Source organism: Acuticoccus mangrovi (assembly GCF_016411865.1).
Taxonomy (GTDB): Bacteria; Pseudomonadota; Alphaproteobacteria; order Rhizobiales; family Amorphaceae; genus Acuticoccus; species Acuticoccus mangrovi.
The window spans coordinates 131,879-144,832 of record NZ_JAEKJA010000007.1 but is presented as its reverse complement, the minus strand read 5'-3'; the positions used below and the strand labels follow the sequence as shown (position 1 = coordinate 144,832).

Annotated in this window: 13 protein-coding genes; 9 read left to right on the top strand and 4 right to left on the bottom strand. The window is 69.6% G+C overall.

Features of this window, described 5'->3' with window-relative positions:
• The first annotated feature begins 39 nt into the window (after window positions 1-39).
• Window positions 40-594, top strand: coding sequence for a flavin reductase (locus tag JCR33_RS09870; RefSeq protein ID WP_232372480.1), 555 nt, complete (start codon window positions 40-42; stop codon window positions 592-594).
• A 78-nt stretch (window positions 595-672) separates the two neighbouring features.
• On the opposite strand, the gene JCR33_RS09865 is transcribed toward JCR33_RS09870, so the two are convergent.
• Together JCR33_RS09865 and JCR33_RS09860 are read right to left on the bottom strand one after the other, a co-directional pair.
• Entirely contained in the window at window positions 673-1,068 is a 396-nt protein-coding gene (locus tag JCR33_RS09865) for a hypothetical protein (protein WP_211110196.1), read from the bottom strand.
• A 220-nt stretch (window positions 1,069-1,288) separates the two neighbouring features.
• Window positions 1,289-1,687: a hypothetical protein gene (locus JCR33_RS09860; RefSeq protein WP_198881884.1), complete on the bottom strand. Its 399-nt coding sequence runs from the start codon at window positions 1,685-1,687 to the stop codon at window positions 1,289-1,291.
• A gap of 292 nt (window positions 1,688-1,979) precedes the next feature.
• Here JCR33_RS09860 and JCR33_RS09855 point away from each other — a divergent pair, with 292 nt between their 5' ends.
• The 8 genes from JCR33_RS09855 to JCR33_RS09820 all read left to right on the top strand — a co-directional run bounded on the left by JCR33_RS09855 (window position 1,980) and on the right by JCR33_RS09820 (window position 11,258).
• A complete protein-coding gene (locus tag JCR33_RS09855) occupies window positions 1,980-3,206 on the top strand; it encodes a potassium/proton antiporter (protein ID WP_211110195.1) in 1,227 nt (408 codons plus the stop codon).
• 146 nt (window positions 3,207-3,352) lie between these two features.
• On the top strand, window positions 3,353-4,552 hold the full coding sequence (locus tag JCR33_RS09850; RefSeq protein WP_198881883.1) for a multidrug effflux MFS transporter: 1,200 nt from the start codon (window positions 3,353-3,355) through the stop codon (window positions 4,550-4,552).
• Between the two features lie 339 nt (window positions 4,553-4,891).
• Window positions 4,892-5,572: a Crp/Fnr family transcriptional regulator gene (locus JCR33_RS09845; protein ID WP_198881882.1), complete on the top strand. Its 681-nt coding sequence runs from the start codon at window positions 4,892-4,894 to the stop codon at window positions 5,570-5,572.
• Between the two features lie 92 nt (window positions 5,573-5,664).
• Window positions 5,665-5,871: a YgaP family membrane protein gene (locus JCR33_RS09840; RefSeq protein WP_198881881.1), complete on the top strand. Its 207-nt coding sequence runs from the start codon at window positions 5,665-5,667 to the stop codon at window positions 5,869-5,871.
• A gap of 58 nt (window positions 5,872-5,929) precedes the next feature.
• A complete protein-coding gene (locus JCR33_RS09835; protein ID WP_198881880.1) occupies window positions 5,930-6,817 on the top strand; it encodes an MBL fold metallo-hydrolase in 888 nt (295 codons plus the stop codon).
• Between the two features lie 19 nt (window positions 6,818-6,836).
• Window positions 6,837-8,522: a bifunctional protein tyrosine phosphatase family protein/NAD(P)/FAD-dependent oxidoreductase gene (locus tag JCR33_RS09830; RefSeq protein ID WP_198881879.1), complete on the top strand. Its 1,686-nt coding sequence runs from the start codon at window positions 6,837-6,839 to the stop codon at window positions 8,520-8,522.
• A gap of 78 nt (window positions 8,523-8,600) precedes the next feature.
• Entirely contained in the window at window positions 8,601-10,343 is a 1,743-nt protein-coding gene (locus JCR33_RS09825) for a SulP family inorganic anion transporter (RefSeq protein WP_198881878.1), read from the top strand.
• Between the two features lie 21 nt (window positions 10,344-10,364).
• The gene (locus JCR33_RS09820) at window positions 10,365-11,258 is read left to right on the top strand and encodes an MBL fold metallo-hydrolase (protein WP_198881877.1); all 894 of its coding nucleotides are present in this window, start codon (window positions 10,365-10,367) and stop codon (window positions 11,256-11,258) included.
• A gap of 31 nt (window positions 11,259-11,289) precedes the next feature.
• Here JCR33_RS09820 and JCR33_RS09815 read toward each other — a convergent pair whose 3' ends face one another.
• Together JCR33_RS09815 and JCR33_RS09810 are read right to left on the bottom strand one after the other, a co-directional pair.
• A complete protein-coding gene (locus JCR33_RS09815) occupies window positions 11,290-12,093 on the bottom strand; it encodes an exodeoxyribonuclease III (protein WP_198881876.1) in 804 nt (267 codons plus the stop codon).
• Window positions 12,090-12,932: an HpcH/HpaI aldolase/citrate lyase family protein gene (locus tag JCR33_RS09810; protein ID WP_198881875.1), complete on the bottom strand. Its 843-nt coding sequence runs from the start codon at window positions 12,930-12,932 to the stop codon at window positions 12,090-12,092. The genes JCR33_RS09815 and JCR33_RS09810 overlap by 4 nt, the downstream gene beginning before the upstream one ends.
• Between the last annotated feature and the right edge of the window lie 22 nt (window positions 12,933-12,954).

Here is a 12,954-nt window from a genome sequence, read left to right as displayed (position 1 = left end):
ATGCCTAGAAAGCACGCAAGCCTAATCTGAGGTCATTCGATGATGGGTCTCGAAGAAACGGCCGCCCTCGCAACCGGTGCCGAAGCGCCGGACGGCGCGGTCGAACGCGCCGATTTCCGCGCCGCCATGTCCCGCCTCGCCGCCGCCGTCAGCGTGATCACCTCCGACGGTCCCGCGGGGCGCGTCGGCTTCACGGCGTCGGCGGTCTGCAGCGTGACGGACGATCCGCCGACCGTCCTCGTCTGCATGAACGCCTCGAGCGCGCAGAACCGGGCGCTGATCGAGAACGGGGTCCTGTGCGTGAACACGCTGCGGGGCGATCAGGAGGCGCTGTCGGTCCGCTTCGCCGGCCAGACCGGCCTCACCGGGGCGAAGCGGTTCGACGCCCATCCCCACGGCGTCGCGGCGACCGGGGCGCCGGTCCTTGCCGACGCTCTGGTGGCGCTCGATTGCAGGATCGAACGCGTCGTCCGGGTGGGCACCCACGACGTGATCTTCGGGCGCGTGGAGGCGATCGTTCCCGGCCCGGCCGAGGGGGAAAGCCTCGTCTATTTCGGCCGAGCGTACCACCGCCTGCCGAGCGCCGCGCGCTAGCGAGGCCGCCAGCCTCCGGCGCGAGGCCGGCGGTGTTCACGACACGGTCACCGTCTTGGGAAGACGTGTCGCCGAGGTCTAGCGGGAGGCCTCGTGACGCCTGATCTCGTCGTGTACCCGTTGGATGCGCGACATGAGGTCCTCCGCGACCGCCTCGATGCTGATCCGCACCGATTCGCGAACCCGCGGATCGTCGTAGAGCTCGTTCCGTGCATAGTGGAGGGCGAACCCGAGAGTGCTCTCCTGCCGATAGGTCAGGTTGAGGGTCACCGTGTCGTGTCGTCGGTCGACCTCCCGCATGAGGGCATTGACGGCGCGCAAATCGTCGCGACTGACGGCGAGCATCGTATCGTCGATCCACGGCTCGTAGAAATGCCCGATGAGCCACTGCACGATGCTTTCGAGCCCCTGAAAATCGGCTCGCGACAGCGTCATGACGATGATTTTACGCTGAAGATCGACGCGCACTTGCATTGATTTACTCATCGGATCAAAGCCGTTCTTGACGAAAGGGACGGTCGCACCGTGCGGTCGCCGACCCTCGGTGCCGTTGCGAGACCTCACGAGACGCTTTGCAGGACAGTCCGTCAGATGCCCGCCGAGGGCAAACGGCATCCCTCGCCCCCACGCCGGAAGGCCGGACACCGCTTGGGGTCCGGCCTTCTTCGGCGTCGCGCGTCGAGCGTCTTTCGGGTCAGCGGCAGACGCGCTCCTGGCGGACGACGTAGGCGCCGTAGCGCCGGCTCCAGACGCGGGTGCGCTCGGTGTAGCAGCGCTGCTGGTTCGCGAGCGCCGCGCCGATCGCGAAGGCGCCGAGCCCGATGATCGCCGCCGCTCCCGCCGCTCCCGCGCCGTGGCCGTAGTAGCCGCCATGGCGATGGCCGTGATGGCCGCGATGGCCACGGTGACCGTGATGAAAGCGGTGGCGGTGCCCGCCCCGGCCGCCGACGGTCTCCACGCCGGCCGCATCGGTGGTGATCGAGGTCGACGCCAGGTTGGTGAAGGGGCTCGCAGAGGCCCCCGTCGGCGCGAGCGCCCCACCGGCGATCGCGATGGCGGTGGTCAGGGCGATGATGGTCGTCTTGATCGTCATGGTCGTCTCTCCGTTGGGTTCGTGTGTTCGTCTTTCCGACACCCTGGAGATGGCCCGCCGCGGCGCCGCCACACGTGACCGCCGTCACGCCTCGCGCGTTCTCTCGAATATCCCCGCCACGGAGCGTTCGCGGGGCTTCTCATTGACGCAGACCCGTCGCCGCCGGCTTGAAGTCCGCCCGCCGCCGGTGTTTGCTGCACTGCAGAATGCCACACCCCCTGCCGCGTCGCCGTGCCCCGTCCGCCGCCCCCTCCCCGGGGCGCGCGCGACGCCGCGACCAGAGAGGCGCACGATGTTCCCGCTGATGGACCTCGCCATCCTGATCGGCGCCGGCCTCATCGTCGTCAGCGCGCTGACGAGCCTCCTGTCCCAGCGGATCGGCGCCCCGCTCCTTCTGGTGTTCCTCTTCATCGGCCTCCTCGCCGGCGAGGACGGGGTGCTCGGGATCGAGTTCGATTCCGGAGCGACGGCCTACTTCGTCGGCTCCCTGGCGCTCGCCATCATCCTGTTCGATTCCGGCTTCGCGACGCCGCTCAAGAGCTACCGCATCGCCTCGGGTCCGGCGCTGACGCTCGCGACGCTCGGGGTGATCCTCACCACCGCCGTCGTCGGCCTCGCCGCCCACCTCCTCCTCGGCGTCGACTGGATCGAATCCATGATGCTCGGCGCCATCGTCGCCTCCACCGACGCGGCGGCGGTGTTCTTCCTGCTGCGCGTCGGCGGCATCCACCTGCGCGACCGGGTGAAGGCGACGTTGGAGATCGAATCCGGCGCCAACGACCCGATGGCGATCTTCCTCACCGCGACACTCGTCGAGCTCGCCGTGGCGACCGACGGCTTCGACATAAGCGCCACCGCCGCGAGCTGGGCGTTTCTGCGCGACTTCACGATGCGCGTCGGCCTCGGCCTGGCGCTCGGCCTCGCGGGCGGCTTCGCCATCGCCTGGCTCCTGTCGCGGCTGCGCTCGATGGACGCCGGCCTCGTCCCCGTGGTGGCGCTGATGGCGGCGCTGATCGTGTTCTCCGGCACCGGCCTTCTCGGCGGGTCGGGCTTTCTCGCCGCCTACGTGGCGGGCCTCGTCGCCGGCAACAGCGGCGTCCGCGCAGCCTTCCGCGTGCGCCGCTTCCTCGTCGGTATGACCTGGATCGCCCAGATCGGCATGTTCCTGACGCTCGGCCTCCTCGCAACCCCCTCCACCTTCTCCGAGGTGGTGTGGCCGGCGGTGGGGCTCGGCGCGGTGCTGATCTTCGTGGCGCGGCCGCTGGCGGTGTGGATCTGCCTGATCCCGTTCGGCTTTTCCTGGCGCGAGGTCGCCTTCATCGGCTGGGTCGGGCTGCGCGGCGCGGTGTCGATCCTGCTCGCCATCCTGCCCTCGCTCGGCGGCGTCACGGCCGGCGCGCCGTTCTTCAACATCGTCTTCATGATGGTTCTGGGATCACTGCTGATCCAGGGGTGGACGATCGCGCTCGCGGCACGCTGGCTGAAGCTCCTGGAGCCGCCGCCGCGCCCCGACGACTGAGGCCGCGGCCGCCGCGGGACCGGGGCCGGCGAAGGTGACGGACCGCCGTGGCACCGATCATCGACGTTGACCGGAAGTATATATGTCTGTACTTATTTAAGGTGCGATGGTTATTGCTCCGTCGCATCTTCCGGAGACCCCATCCGTTGTACGAGCCACGCCCATCCGGGGCCCTTGCCACGCCGCACAATCCGCAGGTCCTGCTGGTGGCGGTCGCCGCCGTCGCGTTCATCGCGGTGCACATCTACATGCCGTCGATGCCGGAAATGGCCGTGGCGCTCGGCACCGACATCGGGGCGCTCACCGCCGCGGTGTCGGTGTTCCTCGGCGGGCTCGGGCTCGGCCAGTTCCTCTACGGCCCGCTGTCGGACCGGCACGGCCGCCGGCCGGCGATGCTCCTCGGGCTCGCGATCTTCGTGGTCGGCTCGCTCGCCTGCGCCGCGGCGACGTCGCTGAGCGCCCTCCTCGTGGCGCGTGTCGTCCAGGCGCTCGGCGCGGCGGCGGGGGCGACGGTGGTCCGCACCATCATCCGCGACGTCTACGGGCCCGAACGCGCCGCGAGCATGATCGGCTACACGATCATGGCGGCAGCGATCGCGGCGGGCTTCGGCCCGATGCTCGGCAGCATGCTCGACATGATCGCCGGGTGGCGCTCGGTGTTCGTCGCTCTCGCCGGCGCCGGCGGCGTGCTCTTCGTCCTCTGCTACCTGCGGCTCGACGAGTCGCTCGTCAACAAGCGCGCCGCGACCGGCGGCATCGGCCTCGCCGATTGCTTCGCCCTCCTCCGGTCGGCGCCCTTCCTGCGCTACGCCCTGTTCTCGGCCGCCCTCTTCGGCTCCTGGTACGGCTTCGTCTCCGGCGTCCCGGTGGTGATCCTCGACGCCTGGCAGCTGCGGCCGGTCGACTTCGTCATGTGGTGGCCGATCACCACCGGCTCCTACGTGCTCGGCAACTTCCTCGCCGGGCGCTTCTCGCAGAAGCTCGGCCCCCACCGCATGGTGCTGACCGGGAGCCGGCTGGTGTTCTGCGGGGCGGGCCTCCTCGTCGCCTTCGCGGCGACCGGGATCGCCCACCCGGCGGTGCTCTTCGCACCGATGGGGCTGGTGCTGATCGGCTCGGGACTGTCGCAGCCCAACGCCCTCGCCTCGGCGATGAACGCGGCACCGGACCACGTGGGAAGCGCGTCGGCGATGTCGGGCATGCTGCAGATCGCGGCGGCGATGATCTGCATCACCACCATCGGCGCGCTGCCGATGGTGACGGCGCTGTCCTTCGCGCTCGTCATCTCCGGGTGCGCCTTCGTCGGCCTTCTCGCCCACGCCGTGCTGCCGTCGGTGTCGCGGTAGGATACGCCCCGCCCCCGACGCCATGGGCTCGGCCCCCGACCGAGCTCGTCGGGACGGCGGGCAGGTTCGCCCCCCTCGCCACCGTCGCCCGCTATCCGCGCCTCGGCGGCATCTTCGCTCGACGAATCGCCTGCGGCGGACGCCGAATCGAGGACAAAATCGGCGCGGAACGACGCAGATCGATAAATCGGAGTTTTCGATTGCGCCCAGCCGTGGCACACGTGCGCAAAACTGCCGAGCGACCGACGCCATGAGCCATTCAGCCCGCCGCCACCCCCCGCGCGGCCTCACGCGCCGCATCAGCCCCAGCACTCACGCCCGCCGCGGACGGCAAGGCGGATGACGGCCGACGGCGACACGAGCTGGATCGACCGGTTCGCCGGGCTGCGCGAGCTCCCGGAGGAGCTGCGGCAGCTCCTCGTCCGTGGCAGCCGCATGGTGAAGGTGCCGGCCGGAGCGGAGGTGTTCGCGCCTGGCCAGTCGGCGGACAATCTCCTCCTCCTCCTCGACGGGACGGTGCGCGTCGTCCAGCATTCGGAGAGCGGGCGCGAGATCTTCCTCTATCGCGTCCACCCCGGCGAGAGCTGCGTCCTCACCACCGCCTGCGTCCTGTCGATGGAAGACTACTCGGCCGACGGCATCGCGGAGACGGACGTCACCGCCATCGCCATCCCGCGCAAGGCGTTCGACGAGCTCGTGGCGCGTTCCGCCGCGTTCCGCGAGTTCGTGTTCCGCGCCTACTCGCGGCGGATCACCGACCTCTTCATGCTGATCGACGAGATCGTGTTCAAGAAGCTCGACGTGCGCCTCGCCGAGCGCCTGTTGGAGCTCGCCACCGACGACACGGTCAAAGTGACGCACCAGGCCCTCGGGGTGGAGCTCGGCACGGCGCGCGAGGTGATCTCCCGCACCCTCGCCGACTTCCAGCGGCGGGGCTGGATCGAGCAGTCCCGCGGCACGATCCGCATCGCCGACCGGGCCGGCCTGAAGCGCCTCGCGGGCACGGCGGGCGCCGCCTGATACGCCCCGCCGGGCTTCGGTGACAATGTCACCGACACTTGCCGCCGACCGATGCCAGAAGAGGCTCACGGGACGCTGCAAGGAGACGGACCATGCGCAATTTGGGGACGGCGGATCGGGTGATCCGCGCCATCGTGGGGATTGCCCTCTTGATCGCCGCCTTCGTGGCGGCACCGCTCGCCGCGGGTTGGCCGCACTGGGTCGCCATCGTCGTCGGCGCCGTGCTCGTTCTCACCGCGCTCATCTCTTTCTGCCCGGCCTACCGGCTCTTTGGCATTCGAACCTGCCGCCGTCGCTGAACAACACAACCGCCGCGCCCCAGAACGGCTCGGCGACATGACAACCGTGGAGGAACCGATGAACCACTATCCCGTCGATCTTTCCGTGAAGCCGGAGGTGCGACCCTTCTTCGATCCGGCGACCAACACGATCTCCTACGTGGTGAAGGACCCGGCGTCCAACGCCTGTGCCGTCGTCGATTCGGTGATGGACATCGACTATGCCGCCGGCCGCATCTCCTACGAGAGCGCCGACAAGATCATCGCCTACGTGCGCGAGCGCGGGCTGACGGTGGAGTGGCTGATCGAGACCCACGTCCATGCCGACCACCTGTCCGCCGCGCCCTACATCCAGGAAAAGCTCGGCGGCAAACTCGGGATCGGCCGCAACATCACCATCGTGCAGGACACCTTCGGCAAGGTGTTCAACGAGGGGACCGAGTTCCAGCGCGACGGCTCGCAGTTCGACCGTCTGTTCGACGACGGCGACACTTACACCGTGGGTGGCGTGCCGTGCGTCGCGATGCACACGCCCGGCCATACCCCCGCCTGCATGACGCACGTGATGGGCGATGCCGCCTTCGTCGGCGACACGCTGTTCATGCCGGACGGCGGGTCGGCCCGCGCCGACTTCCCCGGCGGCAACGCCGAGACGCTCTACGATTCCATCCAGAAGGTGCTGGCGCTGCCGGACGAGACGCGGCTCTTCATGTGTCACGACTACGGCCCCAACGGGCGCGAGATCCGCTGGGAGACCACCGTGGCGGAGGAGAAGACGAGCAACATCCACGTCGGCGGCGGGCGCAGCAAGGACGAGTTCGTGCGCTTCCGCACCGAGCGCGACGCGACGCTCGACATGCCGCGCCTCATCATCCCCTCGCTGCAGGTGAACATGCGGGCCGGCGAACTGCCGCCGCCGGACGAGAGCGGCAAGCGCTTCCTCAAAGTCCCGATCAACACCCTTTGAGCCGGGACGAGCAATCGCCATGAACCTCAAGCGCATCGACGCACGCTTGTCCGTGAGCCCGCAGATCGAGGTGGCGGACGTCGCCACCCTGAAGGCGGCCGGCTACCGTGCGATCATCTGCAACCGGCCGGACGGAGAAGGCGCCGACCAGCCGACCTTCCAGGAGATCGAGACCGCCGCCCGTGCCGCCGGCCTCGAAACCCGCTACCTCCCCGTCAAGAGCGGCATGGTGCTCGACGAGGACGCCAAGAGCTTCGGCGCCGCCATGGAGGAGCTGCCGGGGCCGGTGCTCGCCTACTGCCGCACCGGCACGCGGTCGGCGACGCTGTGGTCGCTCAACGAGGCGGCGCATCACAAGCCGGTGCCCGACATCCTCGCCGCCACCAAGGCGGCCGGCTACGACATGAACGGCGTCGCCCGCCGCATCGCCAACGGCGGGCGCACGCCCACCGACCAGGCCGACGCCAGCTTCGGCGTGGTGATCGTCGGCGCCGGCGCGGCCGGCATCGCCGTCGCCGCCAGCCTCAAGGCGCGCAAGCACGACCTCGACATCGCGGTGATCGACCCCGCCGACATCCACTACTACCAGCCGGGCTGGACGATGGTGGGCGGCGGCATCTTCTCCCCGGAAGACACCGCGCGCACCATGGGCTCGCTGATCCCCTCGGGCGTCACCTGGATCAAGGCCGCCGTCGCCGCCTTCGAGCCGAAGGACAACGCGGTGATCCTCGACGGGTGCCGCGTGGTGAAGTACGACCGCCTCGTGGTCTGCCCCGGGTTGAAGCTCGACTGGGACCGCATCGAGGGCCTGGAGGAGACGCTCGGGCGCAACGGCGTCACCTCCAACTACCGCTACGACCTCGCCCCCTACACGTGGCAGCTCGTCCAGTCGCTGAAGAAGGGGCGCGCCCTCTTCACTCAGCCGCCGATGCCGATCAAATGCGCCGGCGCGCCGCAGAAGGCGATGTATCTGTCGGCCGACCACTGGTTCCGCGAAGGCGTGCTGAAGGACATCGACATCCACTTCTGCAACGCCGGCGGCGTGCTCTTCGGCGTGAAGGACTATGTCCCGGCGCTGATGGAGTACGTGAAGAAGTACGATGCGACCCTCGACTTTTTCCACAACCTCGTGGCCGTCGACGGGCCGGCTCGCACCGCGACCTTCGCGGTGAGCCCGCCCGACGGCACGCCGTCGCGGGTGACGATGGAGTTCGACATGATGCACGTCTGCCCGCCGCAGACGGCGCCGGACTTCATCCGCGTCTCGCCGCTCGCCGACGCCGCGGGCTGGATCGACGTCGACCAGGCGACGCTACGCCACAAGTCGTTCGACAACATCTGGTCGCTGGGCGACGTGATGAACGCGCCCAACGCCAAGACCGCCGCCGCCGCCCGCAAGCAGGCGCCGACGGTGGCCGAGAACGTCGTCGCCGACATCGAGGGCCGCTCGCCGCTCGCCCAGTATGACGGCTACGGCTCCTGCCCGCTGACGGTGGAGCGGGGCAAGATCGTCCTCGCCGAGTTCGGCTACGGCGGCACGCTGCTGCCGAGCTTTCCACGCTGGATCCTCGACGGGCGCAAGCCCACCCGGCTCGCCTGGTTCCTCAAGGAACGCATGCTGCCGCCGATCTACTGGAAAGCCATGCTGCGCGGCAAGGAGTGGCTCGCCAAGCCCAAGCCGCTCTCGGCGACCCCCGCCGAGTAGGTCGGCGCCAGCCGTCTCAGGCCTTGTTGCGACCGGGTGCACGCGCCCGGTCGCCCCATTCGCGCTTCGGAGGTCCCATTGAGGGAAGCCATTCGCCGATACGTTCCGATCCTCGATTGGGGACGGCACTACACCCGCTCCGCCTTCGGCAACGATCTGATGGCGGCGGTGATCGTGACCATCATGCTCATCCCCCAGTCGCTCGCCTATGCGATGCTGGCGGGGCTGCCGCCGGAGGCGGGCATCTACGCCTCCGTGGTGCCGATCATGATCTATGCCGTGCTCGGCACCAGCCGGGCGCTGGCGGTGGGTCCGGTGGCCGTCGTCTCGCTGATGACGGCGGCCTCGGTCAGCGAGGTGGCGGCGCAGGGGACGGCGGGCTACGCCGTCGCCGCCCTCACCCTCGCCCTTCTCTCGGGCACCATCCTGCTCGTCATGGGCATCTTCCGCCTCGGCTTCCTCGCGAACTTTCTGAGCCATCCGGTGATCGCCGGCTTCATCACCGCCTCGGGCGTGCTGATCGCGGCGAGCCAGCTGAAGCATGTCCTCGGCGTGTCGGCCGGCGGCGGGACGCTCGTCGACATCCTGACCTCGCTGGTCGCCCATCTCGGCCAGACCAACGTCGTCACCCTCGTCATCGGCGCGGGCGCGACTCTCTTTCTCTTCTGGGTGCGGCGCGGGCTGAAGCCGCTGCTGACCTCGATCGGCGTGCCGGGCGGCCTCGCGGGCCTTGCCACCAAGGCCGGCCCCGTCGCGGCGGTGGTGGTGACGACGCTCGCCGTCTGGGGCTTCGGCCTCGCCGACCGGGGCGTCGCCACCGTCGGCGACGTGCCGCAGGGCCTGCCGCCCTTCACGCTCCCCTCCTTCGCGCCCGACCTCGTCGCCTCGCTGGCGGTGCCGGCGCTGCTGATCTCCGTCATCGGCTTCGTGGAATCGATCTCGGTGGCCCAGACGCTCGCCGCCAAGAAACGCCAGCGCATCCATCCGGACCAGGAGCTCATCGGCCTCGGCGCGGCCAACATCGGCGCCGCCTTCACCGGCGGCTACCCGGTCACCGGCGGCTTCGCCCGCTCCGTCGTCAACTACGACGCCGGCGCCGAGACGCCCGCCGCCGGCGCGTTCACCGCCGTGGGCCTCGCGATCGCCGCCGTGGCGCTGACCCCGCTGGTGCATGACCTGCCCAACGCGACGCTCGCCGCCACCATCATCGTCGCCGTGCTGAGCCTCGTCGACCTCTCGATCCTGAAGAAGACGTGGGCCTACTCCAAGGCCGACTTCCTGGCCGTCGCCGCGACCATCGTCGTGACGCTGGGCTTCGGGGTGGAGGCGGGCGTGTCGACTGGCGTGGTGCTCTCGATCGCCCTTCACCTTTACAAGACGAGCCGCCCGCATATCGCCGAGGTCGGGCTCGTGCCGGGCACCCAGCATTTCCGCAACATCCGGCGCCACAAGGTGGAGACCGACCCGAGCCTCCTGACCCTGCGGGTGGACGAGAGCCTCTACTTCGTCAACGCCCGCTTCCTGGAGGACTGCGTGCAGGACCGCATCGCCGACGATCCGGCCATCCGCAACGTCGTCCTGATGTGCTCGGCGGTGAACGAGATCGATTATTCGGCCCTCGAAAGCCTCGAAGCGCTGAACCACAGCCTCACCGATCTCGGCATCGGCCTGCATCTCAGCGAGGTGAAGGGGCCGGTGATGGATCGCCTCAAGACCGCCCACCTCCTCGACGCGCTCAACGGGCAGGTCTTCCTGTCGCAATACCACGCCTGGTGCGCGCTGACCGACCGGACGGCGGACCGGACCGCCGCCGCCGAATAAGACCAGAGACGGAGCTTCGCAATGTACACGAAAGTCAGCCCCTCCCGCGGCAGTGGCAGCCCGCGCGTGATCGGCTTCTACGAACCGGATACGGGAAGCTGCCAATATATCTGCATCGACGAGGCGACGCGCGACGCCGTCGTCATCGACGTGGTGCAGGAGTTCGACCCGCGCTCGGCGACCACGCGCTTCGACAGCGCCGCCTGGGCGCTCGACACCATCGCCGGCGAGGGGCTGAACCTGTCGCTCATTCTCGACACCCACCCGCACGCCGACCACCTGATGGCGGCGGCCTGGCTCAAGGAGAAGACCGGCGTGCCGATGGCGATCGGCGAGAAGGTGAAGGAGATCGCCACCCTCTGGAGCGATCTCTACAACCTTCCCGACGCCTTCGATCCGACGCGCGACTTCGACCGCCTGTTCGCCGACGGCGACACCTTCATGGTGGGCTCGCTGCCGGCCAAGGTGATCCTGTCGCCCGGCCACACGCTCGGCTCGATCACCTACGTGATCGGCGACGCGATCTTCGCCCACGACACCTTCATGCAGCCGGACGCGGGCACCTCGCGCGCCGACTTCCCCGGCGGCTCGGCGGCCGTGCTCTACGATTCGCTGATGCAGATCCTCAAGGAGCCGGACGACTCGCGCATCTTCGTGGGGCACGACTACGGCACCAAGACGCGTCAGGACGCGGCCTGGGAAAGCACCGTCGCCGAGCAGCGCGCGAAGAACAGCCACATCGGGGGCGGCGTGTCGAAGGCCGACTACGTGACGGTGCGCGAGACCCGCGACGCCAAGCTCCCCCTGCCCGACCGCATGCTGCACGCGCTCCAGTGCAACCTTCGCGGCGGCCGACTGCCCGACCCCGAGAGCGACGGCCACAGCTACTTCAAGATCCCGGCCAACCGCTTCTGAGGCGGTCGGCCGACGCCGGCCCCCGCCCGCGTCAGCGTTCGATGCGGGCGACCACCGGCACGTGGTCCGAGGCCTTCTCCCAGCCCCGGGCTTCCCTCAGAACGTCGATCTCGCGCACGCTGTCGGCGAGCGAGGGGGAGGCCCAGATGTGGTCGAGCCGGCGCCCGCGGTTGGAGCCCGGCCACGTCTTGTTGCGGTAGCTCCACCAGGTATAGACCTCCTGGGGCTCCGGCCGGTCGCGACGCACGACGTCCACCCACCCCTGCGAGGCGCGGACATTTTCGAGCCGGTCGGTCTCGGCCGGGGTGTGGCTGATCACGTCGAGCAGCTGCCGGTGGGACCAGACGTCGCTCGGATAGGGGGCGATGTTGAAGTCGCCGGCGACGATGGCACGCTCGCCGACGGCCGACTGTCCCCACTCCAGCATGCCGTCGACGAACTCGAGCTTCTGGCGGAATTTCTCGTTGGTCTCCACGTCCGGCTCGTCGCCGCCGGACGGGACGTAGAGCGAGTGGAGGCGCGCCGGGCCGCCCCAGTCGACCACCGCAGAGACGTGGCGTGACTGGTCAATGCCGCCGATGATGTCGATGCGGACGTCGTCGAGCGGCACCTTGGAGAGGATCGCCACCCCGTGATGCCCGCCGCGCCCGTTGAGCGCGGTGTGCTTGAAGCCGCGCCGATGCATGGTCTTGAGCGGAAACGAGCCGTCGGTGACGCGCGTCTCCTGCAGGAGCACGACGTCGGGCCGCAGCTTCTTCGTCATCATGCCGAAGAGATCGATGCGGGCGCGGATCGAGTTGATGTTCCAGGTGACGATGGTGAGGGTGTCGCTCATGAGGCGTCTCGTTCGGCGATGGCTTCGGCAAGGGCGAGGATGCGGCGGGCGGCGTCGGCGTGGAGGCGCTCCACGAGACGTCCGTCGAGGGTGGCGACGGAGCGGCCGGCGGCTTCGGCCTCCGCCATCGCCGCAACGATAGCGCGGGCCTGCGCCACCGCGGCCTCGTCCGGCGCGAACACGGCGTTCACCGGTGCGATCTGCGCCGGATGGATGACGCTCTTGCCGGTCATGCCGAGGGCGCGGCCGGCCTTCGCCTCGGCCACCAGGGCGTCGGTGTCGGCGATGTCGTTCATCACCGCGTCGATCACGTCGAGGCGGGCGGCGCGGCCGGCGAGCACGCACTGCTGCAGGGCGTGGGAGAGCTCGGCCCGGTCGGCCCCGAGAGTGGCGCCCACCTCGGCCGCGAGATCGTTGAGGCCCACCACAAGGGCCGCCGGCCCGGTGGCGGCGGCCGCCTCGGCGATCTCTGCGGCGGCGAGAATGCCGGCGGCGGTCTCCATCATCGGCCACAACGTGGCGGGGAGACGGGCGGCGAGGTCGGCAAGCTCGCGACCGCGGCGCACCTTCGGCACCACCACCGCGCCGAAGCCGGCCTCGCGGGCGAAGGCCACGTCGTCGTCGTGCCACGGCGTGCCGGCGGCGTTGATGCGCAACGCCACCTCCTTGCCGAGATCGAGGGCGGTGCGGGCCGCCTCGCGCGCCGCGACCTTGCGGTCGGGCGCAACGGCGTCCTCGAGGTCGACGATGACGGCGTCGGCGGCGAGGGTGCGGGCCTTCTGAAGCGCCCGCCCGTTGTCGGCGGGCACGTAGAGGACGGTGCGTCTCAACAAGGTCATGGCGCTCCCGAGGGAGCCTTCG

What these genes read in the sequence shown, in the direction of transcription:
- JCR33_RS09820 (WP_198881877.1), top strand. Translation starts at nt 10,365, where the DNA reads ATGTACACGAAAGTCAGCCCCTCCCGCGGCAGTGGCAGCCCGCGCGTG.
- JCR33_RS09855 (WP_211110195.1), top strand. Translation starts at nt 1,980, where the DNA reads ATGTTCCCGCTGATGGACCTCGCCATCCTGATCGGCGCCGGCCTCATC.
- JCR33_RS09870 (WP_232372480.1), top strand. Translation starts at nt 40, where the DNA reads ATGATGGGTCTCGAAGAAACGGCCGCCCTCGCAACCGGTGCCGAAGCG.
- JCR33_RS09835 (WP_198881880.1), top strand. Translation starts at nt 5,930, where the DNA reads ATGAACCACTATCCCGTCGATCTTTCCGTGAAGCCGGAGGTGCGACCC.
- JCR33_RS09840 (WP_198881881.1), top strand. Translation starts at nt 5,665, where the DNA reads ATGCGCAATTTGGGGACGGCGGATCGGGTGATCCGCGCCATCGTGGGG.
- JCR33_RS09830 (WP_198881879.1), top strand. Translation starts at nt 6,837, where the DNA reads ATGAACCTCAAGCGCATCGACGCACGCTTGTCCGTGAGCCCGCAGATC.
- JCR33_RS09845 (WP_198881882.1), top strand. Translation starts at nt 4,892, where the DNA reads ATGACGGCCGACGGCGACACGAGCTGGATCGACCGGTTCGCCGGGCTG.
- JCR33_RS09815 (WP_198881876.1), bottom strand. Translation starts at nt 12,093, where the DNA reads ATGAGCGACACCCTCACCATCGTCACCTGGAACATCAACTCGATCCGC.
- JCR33_RS09860 (WP_198881884.1), bottom strand. Translation starts at nt 1,687, where the DNA reads ATGACGATCAAGACGACCATCATCGCCCTGACCACCGCCATCGCGATC.
- JCR33_RS09865 (WP_211110196.1), bottom strand. Translation starts at nt 1,068, where the DNA reads ATGCAAGTGCGCGTCGATCTTCAGCGTAAAATCATCGTCATGACGCTG.
- JCR33_RS09810 (WP_198881875.1), bottom strand. Translation starts at nt 12,932, where the DNA reads ATGACCTTGTTGAGACGCACCGTCCTCTACGTGCCCGCCGACAACGGG.